This window comes from Streptomyces sp. NPDC006435 (assembly GCF_040612315.1).
Classification (GTDB): domain Bacteria; phylum Actinomycetota; class Actinomycetes; order Streptomycetales; family Streptomycetaceae; genus Streptomyces.
Genome location: NZ_JBEXPY010000097.1, coordinates 1 through 8398, shown reverse-complemented (window position 1 = coordinate 8398; position 8398 = coordinate 1). Strand labels below are relative to the sequence as shown.

General features: G+C 71.5%; 7 protein-coding genes and 1 pseudogene. 6 read left to right on the top strand and 2 right to left on the bottom strand.

From position 1 onward, the window contains the following. Positions 1–123 precede the first annotated feature (123 nt). From ABZZ04_RS39015 to ABZZ04_RS39000, 4 genes are all read left to right on the top strand, one after another. On the top strand, positions 124–897 hold the full coding sequence (locus ABZZ04_RS39015; protein ID WP_356936989.1) for a zinc ribbon domain-containing protein: 774 nt from the start codon (positions 124–126) through the stop codon (positions 895–897). A gap of 344 nt (positions 898–1241) precedes the next feature. Next, the gene (locus tag ABZZ04_RS39010) at positions 1242–2588 is read left to right on the top strand and encodes an MFS transporter (RefSeq protein ID WP_356936990.1); all 1347 of its coding nucleotides are present in this window, start codon (positions 1242–1244) and stop codon (positions 2586–2588) included. Positions 2589–2786: 198 nt separating this feature from the next. Then, on the top strand, positions 2787–4388 hold the full coding sequence (locus ABZZ04_RS39005) for a hypothetical protein (protein ID WP_356936988.1): 1602 nt from the start codon (positions 2787–2789) through the stop codon (positions 4386–4388). 102 nt (positions 4389–4490) lie between these two features. Continuing rightward, positions 4491–5258, top strand: coding sequence for an N-acetyltransferase (locus tag ABZZ04_RS39000; RefSeq protein WP_356936987.1), 768 nt, complete (start codon positions 4491–4493; stop codon positions 5256–5258). 12 nt (positions 5259–5270) lie between these two features. Here ABZZ04_RS39000 and bla read toward each other — a convergent pair whose 3' ends face one another. Further along, entirely contained in the window at positions 5271–6224 is a 954-nt protein-coding gene (bla, locus tag ABZZ04_RS38995) for a class A beta-lactamase (RefSeq protein WP_356936986.1), read from the bottom strand. A gap of 171 nt (positions 6225–6395) precedes the next feature. On the opposite strand from bla, the gene ABZZ04_RS38990 reads away from it, so the two are divergent. Next, positions 6396–7337: a LysR family transcriptional regulator gene (locus ABZZ04_RS38990; RefSeq protein WP_356936985.1), complete on the top strand. Its 942-nt coding sequence runs from the start codon at positions 6396–6398 to the stop codon at positions 7335–7337. Next, positions 7334–8236 carry a serine hydrolase gene (locus ABZZ04_RS38985; protein ID WP_356936984.1) on the top strand — a complete coding sequence of 301 codons (903 nt, stop codon included), beginning with the start codon at positions 7334–7336 and terminating at the stop codon, positions 8234–8236. Before ABZZ04_RS38990 ends, ABZZ04_RS38985 begins: the two co-directional genes overlap by 4 nt. Before the next feature lie 74 nt (positions 8237–8310). Here ABZZ04_RS38985 and ABZZ04_RS38980 read toward each other — a convergent pair. After that, a pseudogene (locus ABZZ04_RS38980) lies at positions 8311–8398 on the bottom strand (lytic transglycosylase); the annotation flags it as partial.

The following is an 8398-nucleotide window of genomic DNA, read 5'->3' as shown; positions in this document are numbered from 1 at the left end:
CCGGAACCCGCCGGGCCGCCACCGCCCGCAGCGCCGCCGGCACCGGCCCCGGAACCGCCCCCGCCGCCGCAGCCGGTGCGGCCCGCCCCCGCCCGGCCTGAACCACCGGCGGAGGAGGCGCCCGTGGTCGCGGTGCAGCCGGCCGAGCCGGTCGCCCGGCGCCCCGTCGTCCGGCCCGTGGCTGCGGAGGAGACCCCGGACGGGCCGCCGTGCCCCGCGTGCGGCACCCCGAACCTTCCGGAACGCCGGTTCTGCCGGCGCTGTGCCGCACCGCTGCAGACCCGGGAACAGCCGAAACCGTTGCCTTGGTGGCGCACGATGTGGCCGCTGCGCCGCCGTTCGCGGGGCGGATCGGGCCGGATGCTGCGGCGGATCCTGCTGGTGCTGGTGGTCCTCGGGCTGCTGTTCACGGGCTTCCTGTTCCTGCCCGTCGGGCGCTACCTCTTCGAGGACGTGCGGGACAAGCTCGGCGGGACGGCGGAGATCGGCCCGTCGAGGACCACCGCGAGCGCCCAGGCCCCCGGCCATCCGGCGTCCGCCGCCGTCGACGGGGTGACCAACACCTACTGGGGGGCGCCCGCGCTCGACTCGGCCTTGACCTGTGCCTTCGACAAGCCGTTCCGGTTGGTCGGCGTCACGGTGCACGCCGGGGTGTCGAAGGATCCCCGGGAGTTCCGGCGGGGGGCCAGGCCCACGCGGGCCGACCTGTTCATCACCACGGCGGACGGCGAGGTCCGCAAGAAGGCGATGCCGCTCGCCGACAAGCCGGGCCAGCAGACCTTGCGGACCGGCATCAGCGACGTCGTCTCCGTCCGGATCGTGCTGCGGGACGCGTCGGGACAGGGCGAGGGACGTCCCATCGCGCTCGGGGAGGTCGAGTTCTACAAGCGCACCTGAGCCGGCGGGGAGGGCTCCGGGCCCGCCCCTTCCCCGTACGACGGGAGCGGGTGCCCGGAAGGCAGTCCTTCCGGGCACCCCGCCCTGCTAACGTTCACGGCATGTCTGCTGCTTCGTGCGCGGCCGCTTGCGCCGCGGTGACCAGGACGCCCCGCTAGCGGCGGGGCGTTCGACGCACACTCCCCCGGACGTCCAACCGCTTCGTGATCAGACCGGAGCGGCACATTCGTGCTGCTCGGAACCTCTTCTGAGCAACGGAGCACCTGATGTTCCCCGGCATTCTCCCCTCATCCGGGCACGGCCCGTCCCCCGTACGCACGTGGCTGGTGCTGTGCGCGGTTTCCATGCTGCAGTTCTTCATCGCGGTCGACGTGACCGTGGTCAACATCGCCCTGCCCTCGATCGGCGCCGCCTTCGGTGTCGGCGGACACTCCCTGACCTGGGTCGTGGTCGGCTACACGATCGCCGGCGGCGGGTTGCTGATGCTCGGTGGCCGGCTGGGCGACCTGTTCGGGCGGCGGCGGGTACTGCTGCTCGGCACCGGCCTGTTCGGCGCCGCGTCGCTGCTGGCGGGCCTGGCCCCCACTTTTTCCCTGCTGGTGGTCGCGCGGCTGTTGCAGGGCGCGGGTGAGGCCGTCGCACTGCCCGCCGCGATGGCCGTCGTCGTCCTGATGTTCCCCGAGGGTCCGCGCCGGTCGCGGGCCCTGGGCGTGTGGGCGGCGGTGGCCAGTTGCGGTCTCGTGCTCGGCTTCGTCCTGTCCGGGGTCATCACCGCCCACCTGGGGTGGCGGTGGGTCTTCCTGGTCCCGGTCCCGTTCGTCGTGGTCGTGCTGCTGGCGGCCGTCCTCCTGGTCGAGGATGACCGGGCCGTGGCCGGGAGCACCCCGCCGCCGGACCTTCCCGGCGCGCTGCTGCTGACCGCCTGCCCGCTGCTGTTCACCTTCGGCGTGGTCGGGGCCGGTGAACCCGGAACGCCCGCGTGGGTGGTGCCGGGGGCGCTGGCCGGGGCGGTGGCGGCCGGGATCGGGTTCGTGCGCGTCGAGGCGCGCTCGCGCGATCCGTTGCTGCCGCCGCGCTTCTTCGCCGACCGCACGCGGGTGGCCGCCAACCTGGCCACGATGCTGCTGAGCGGGGCACTGTCGACCTCGTTCCTGCTGTTCACCTTCTACCTTCAGAACCGGCTGGGCGTCGGCCCGTTGGGCGCGGGCCTGGCGATGCTGCCCCTGGCGGTCTCACTGATCGTGTTCTCCGTGCTCGTGCCGCGTCTGCTGGGCCGTTGGGGAGCACGTGCGTGCGTGCTCGTCGGCATCGGGTTCACCGCGGCCGCGATGGTGGCGATCGCGCTCGCCTCCACCCTGCGGGCGGGCGGGACGGTGCTGGTCCCGGCCATGCTGCTGATCGCGGCCGGGATGGGCTTCGGCCTCGTGGGACTGCAGTACGTCGCGGTCAGCGGCGTCACCGAGGCCGACGCCGGGATCGCCTCGGGCGTCCAGCGCGCGGCCGACCAGCTGGGCGGTGCGACCGGGGTGGCGGTCTTCGTCGGGATCGGGTTCGCCCCGGGCCTGCACTCCTTCGACCCGTTCCCGGTCGCCGCCCTGTCGGCCGCCGGCGGGCTCGTGATCGGCGCGGTCGTGGCCTGGCGCATGCCCGTGCCCGCCGATGCCGCGGCCCCGCAGGAACGGGCCGGGTGATCTCCGCCCGCCGGGGGCGCCGGACGGCGCGCCCGGCGGGCCCATCGGGCGCGGTTCGCGTGCCCGCGCCCACCGTTCCTTGGGGCCCGGCGACAGGCCCCCGGACCCTGTCCGTGGGCCCGGGGGCCGTCGGTACAGTCCGAGCCCCGGCAGGCGGACGGCCCCGGATGACGCGAGAGAACCATGACGAGGTGACACATGAGACGGAGCAACCGGATACGCGCCGGCATGCGCTCGGGTGCGGGACAGACGGCGATCGAGTACCTGGCCCTGCTGGGGGTCGTCGCCGTCGTGATCGGCGCGATCGCCGCCATCACCATCGGGGGCGACATCTCCCGTTCCGCACACCGCCAGGTGTGCCGCATCGGTGTGTCCCCGGGCAGTTCCTGCCCGGAAGACAACGATGTCATAAGTAACGGGCCGGCCGACTCCCACGATCCCGTCGAGCCGGGCACCCTCCTGCGCAGCAGGGCCGACGGCCCCGCCGGCAGGGTGGTCGCCAAGTCCGCCGACACGCCCCCCGACAAGACGGTGAACGCGCTCCCCGACATGTGCTTCGAGGCACGGGAATCGGAGTCGTCGGTGTCCGTTCCGGGCGATGGTGTGCTCGGCGAGGCGGCCGCCTGGGGATACTCCTGGCTGGTCAATTTCGTCATCGACAAGATCGACAACGAGAAGAACAAGGAGAAACGGGTCAAGCAGGCGCTCGACGACCTCGCCTGGTGCCTCCCCGGCTACAACATCGTCATCGCGCAGCCCCATGAGGGCAATCTGCAGGAGATGGACGGCACGGCGATGGTCGAGACCGTTTCGATCAGCGGCACGACGTACCGTGTCTACGCGTTCAAGACCGGCAGGTTCACCTGGGCGGACGACGCCGAACTCGGGTGGAAGAACCGGGGGTTCCGCGGTGTGTTCGACATCAGCGAGGACCGCCGCACCGTCACGTTCGAGGAGCCGCCGAAGCCCAGGCGCAAGGAGGGCTGGAAGCCCGGCGACGAGGGCTGCCAGGTCGAGGGGCAGGATCCGCCCGACCGGAACCGGTACTACAACACGTACTCCCCGCTGCACCCCGAGGCATCCACCCAGGCGGTACGGATGCTGGTGAACGACATGCGCCGCTGCTACCCCGACTACAACGTGGTCGCGATGCACTCGGAACAGAAGTCGCACTGGACCGAGAAACCGGATGCGTTCGTCCACGAGGGCAGATACCGGCTGAACTCCAACGAGTACCACGCCGAGGAGCAGGGGGACGACATCGCCTCGGGCCGGGCCGTCTTCGACATCTACGTCTTCGACAAGGGCGAGTTCAGCAACGACGGCGACGGCGGCTACACCAACTGGGCGTGGTACGGCGACTTCGACCGCGACGGCTCGAAGGTCCGCTTCGACACCCCGGACCCCGCCGACCTGGACGCCGACCCCTACCCCGTCGGGTCGGGCACGGTGAACTTCAATGACGAGACGCCGAAATACACGGACGGCGGCCCGTACCCCGGCACGGACTACTCCGGCAAGGTGCCGGGCGACGCCTCCGAACTGACCCGTTCACTGATCGACGAGTACGGCCGTGCCTTCCCCGGCAAGAACATCATCACGGCGAAGTCGTTCAACGACCTCTCCTTCACCAAGGTGTCCGGTCTTGAGCACCTCGCGGTGGTGAACGGTGTCGACGTGTTCGCCATCGACGAGGGAACCATCACCAACAAGGGCGACGGTGGCTGGAAGAACTGGGGCTTCACCGGCAACTACGACTACGAGGAGGGCGAAAAGGAAGTGACCTTCAGCAAACGGTGAGGACGTCCCGGGTCCGGCGTCCCCGACGGCCACGAAGGGGCGGGGACGCCTGCGGAACAATTGGCTTGGTCCCGGCGCGGGCCTGTGACAGGGTGCTCCGTCGTGACAGAGAAAGACAACATCCGGATCGTCCCGCTCCACGAGAACCCGTCGTTGATCGCCCGGGTCTACGAGATCGACGACGCGTGGCCCGCCTTCATCTCCCACGAGCCGGTCGCCAACGCCTTGTTGAGCCGGGTTCCCGAGGAGTTCCCGCAGTACTGCGTGGTGGCGACGGACGGCGACCGGATCGTCGCACGAGGGTTCGCCGTACCGTTCGACGCCGGTCTCGACGGGCGCGAGGAGATGCCCGACCAGGGCTGGGACCGGGTGCTGGTGTGGGCGTTCCGCGACCGGCAGTACGGGAACACCCCAACGGCGGCCAGCGCGCTCGAGATCTCGGTGGACGTCGACTACCTGGGCCGCGGCCTGTCTCCCCGCATGCTGACGGCGATGCGGCAGGCGGCCGGCCGCCAGGGGCACGACGCCCTGCTGGCGCCGGTCCGCCCGACGGCCAAGCACCTGGAGCCGCACGTCCCCATGGCCGAGTACCTCCGCCGGCTGCGGGACGACGGGCTGCCCGCCGACCCGTGGGTGCGGGTGCACGTCAGGGCCGGCGGAACCGTCGAGAAGGTCGCCCCCGCCTCGATGACGGTCAGCGCCTCGCTGGCCCAGTGGCGGGAGTGGACCGGTCTGCCCTTCGACCGGGACGGCGACGTCGAGGTACCCGGCGCCCTGGCACCGGTGCACTGCGACACCGCGCGCGACCACGCCGTCTACGTCGAACCCAACGTCTGGGTCCGGCACGGCATCCGGCCCCCTGCCGTCTGAGGGCGGTACCCGCTACGACAGCGAGTCGGCGACCACGGAGGCCGCCCGCGCGACGAGTTCGTTGTCGTACTCGGCGTCCGCCTCGCCCCGGTTCGACAGGATCGCCATGACGATCGGGGCTGCGCCGGGGCGCCACACCACGGCGATGTCGTTGCGAGTGCCGTAGAAACCACCGGCTCCGGTCTTGTCGCCGACCACCCAGCTCCCGGGCACCCCGGCCCTGATGAGCTCGTCCCCGGTGGTGTTGGTCCGCAGCCACTGCGCCAACTGCGCGCGTTCTTCCTTGCCGAGGACGTCTCCGAGGACGAACGCGCGCAGGTCCTTCGCGAGCGCCCGCGGCGTGCTCGTGTCGGCCGTGGCGCCCGGGGACCACTCGTTGAGCTGCGGTTCGTAGCGTTCCATCCGGGTGACGTCGTCACCGAGTCCGGCGAGCACGGCCTGCAGTCCCCGGGGGCCGCCCAGCCGGTCGAGGAGCAGGTTGCCCGCGGTGTTGTCGCTGTAGCGGACGGTGGCGTCGCACAGGGCCTTCAGGGTCATCCCGGTGTCGACGTGCTTCTCGGTCACCGGGGAGTCGCTGACCAGGTCGTCCCGGGAGTACTTGACCACCTCGTCCAGCCCGTCCAGGGAGTACTTGCGCAGCACGGCAGCGGCGGCCAGTGCCTTGAACGTGGAGGCGTGGGCGAAACGTTCGTCGGCGTTGTGGGTGACTTCGCGGCCGGTGCCGGTGTCGATGGCGTACACGCCCAACCGGGCGTCGAACTCGCGCTCCAGCTGGTTGAATCGATGGGTGAACGGTTTCGGTTTCCCGTCCGGCTGCACGGTCCCGACGGACGAGGAGTACGCCGCCGGGGAGATGGGGGACGAGGCACGGGGCTCCTCACCGCCGCACGCCGCGAGTGGTACGAGGGCGAGGGCGGTCAGCGCGCCGAGAAGGGCGCGCCGGACACGGCTGTTGTGCTGCTGCATGGATCCGAACCTCCGCAGGGCGCCCTTCGGGCGGGGCGCATGAAGGACGGGGCGGCACGGCCCCGTCCCGGGACGTGGTCTTGAGTGCCGGTACCACCCTCACCGTTCGGCGCTCATGCGGTCCAATACGTTCACGTGCCGTTCCATGCGGATCTGACATAGGGTTCGGGCGTGGATCTGGTCGGAGCGTGTCGGGCATTCGTCAGCGTCAGCGAGCACAGCAGTTTCACCGTCGGAGCCGCCGCGGCCCGGATGTCGCAGCCGGTGGCCAGTCGTCGTGTCGCCGCCCTGGAGGAGCTCTTCGGGGAGCAGTTGTTCGAGCGCATGTCCCGGCGGGCCGTTCTCACGGCCTTCGGCCGGGACATGCTGCCGGTGGCCAGACAGCTCGTGCAGACGGCCGATGTGCTGCTGCACGAGGCCGACGCCGCGAAGTCCAAGCCCTGGCGGCTCGCGATGCCCGGTATCTGTTCGACGGCCGGTCTGGCCCGGCTTGTCGCGGAGGCCCGGGAGCACGGCATCGTGCTCGACCTCCGCATGGCCGTGCCCGCGCAGCGCGTCGAGCTCATCCACTCGCAGCTGGTGCGCGCCGCCCTGCTCGCGGTGCCCGCCGACGAGGCGACGTGGTCCGTGCCGCTCGGGCTGGCCGGGGTCCGGGATCCCGGCGTGCGGCGCGTCTACATCGAGACGTTACGGATGGGGCGGGCGTCGCCGGGCCCGGCCCGCCGCGTCTGGATCCAGCCGGAGGACGACGTGCCGCACATCCGCGACCCGCTGACCCGGCTGCGGGACGCGGTCGGTCTGCGGCCCGCCCAGCTCGTCGCGGCGGCCGATCTGACGACGGCCGCGGCGGAGGTGTTCCGCACGCACGACCTGCTGCTGTGCTCCCCCGCGCAGGCCGAGGAGCTCTCCCTGGTCTGGCGGCCCATCGGTGAGATCGCGCTCGGCCGGGGGTACGCCCTCGCCGCGTCGGCGGGCGGCAATCCACAACACGTCGAGGCGCGGCTGGGCGGTGCCATCGGCCGCTGCCTGGGCGCGGACACGATTGCGGGCGGTACTACGGGAGGAGCGGGCGGCACGGGAGCTTCGGGCGGCACGGGAGGGGTTGCGAAGTGAGCACCGAGGCACTGCTGGGCGACCTGCGCCGGCAACTGCTCGACGGCGGTCTGAACGGCTGTCTGCTCGTGCGGGATCTCCACACGGGCGAGGAGGTGGGGATCGACCCGGACACCCCGTTGCCCGCCGCGTCCCTGGCCAAGGTCCCGCTCGCGCTGGCGACGGCGGAGCGCATCCGGCTGGGCGAGCTCGACGGGGCCACGATGCTCGACGTGCCGCCCGGCCGCATCTCGACGCCGGGCCCCACCGGGCTGAGCCGGTTTCGGCATCCCGCCCGGATAGCGATCGACGATCTGCTCTACCTGAGCACCTGTGTGAGCGACGGTGTGGCCGCGGACGTGCTGTTCGGCCTCACTCCGCCCGCCCGGGTCACCGCCATGCTGCGCGATTTCGGCCTTCTCGGCATCACCGTCCGGCACGGCCTGGACGAGCTCACCGACACCCCGCTGGAGCGCCTCGACGCCTCTCAGGCCCATCTGGCGCTCTCGCTCGCCATCGGCGCCGGTACCGACGGCCGCGGGCACCGGATGTCCCAGCTCGACACCACCCGCGCCAGTACCGGCAGCGCACGCGCCTACGTCGAGCTGCTGCAGGCCCTGTGGAGGCCGTCGAAGATCCATCCCGAGGTGGCCGCGCACGTGCGTGACCTGATGTCCCACAACCTCCTGCGGCATCGGCTCGCGCCCGACTTCAGCTCCGACGCCACCACGTGGTCGTCCAAGACCGGCACGTTCCTCAATCTCCGGCACGAGATCGGTGTCGTCGAGCACTCCGACGGCCAGGTCTTCGCCGTCGCCGTCCTGACCGAGTCGCTCGTCCCGGCCAGTGTCCAGCCCGGTGCCGACGCCCTCATGGCGCAGGTGGCCCGCACGTTGCGTGATCACCTGCGGCAGCTCTGAGGGCCGTACCGCAGTGGTTCCGCGTGGGGTCGTGGGCGTTCGCCGCTCGGTCGGAGCGGACCGTGACGCCCTTGTCAGTAGGCGGAGTTGACGTTGTCGATGGAGCCGTAGCGGTCGGCGGCGTAGTTGGCGGCCGCGGTGATGTTGGCGACGGGGTCGGTG

Excerpts from the sequence above, each read along its gene's own strand:
- ABZZ04_RS39010 (WP_356936990.1), top strand. The coding sequence starts at position 1,242 with ATGCTGCAGTTCTTCATCGCGGTCGACGTGACCGTGGTCAACATCGCC.
- ABZZ04_RS39005 (WP_356936988.1), top strand. The coding sequence starts at position 2,787 with ATGAGACGGAGCAACCGGATACGCGCCGGCATGCGCTCGGGTGCGGGA.
- bla (WP_356936986.1), bottom strand. The coding sequence starts at position 6,224 with ATGCAGCAGCACAACAGCCGTGTCCGGCGCGCCCTTCTCGGCGCGCTG.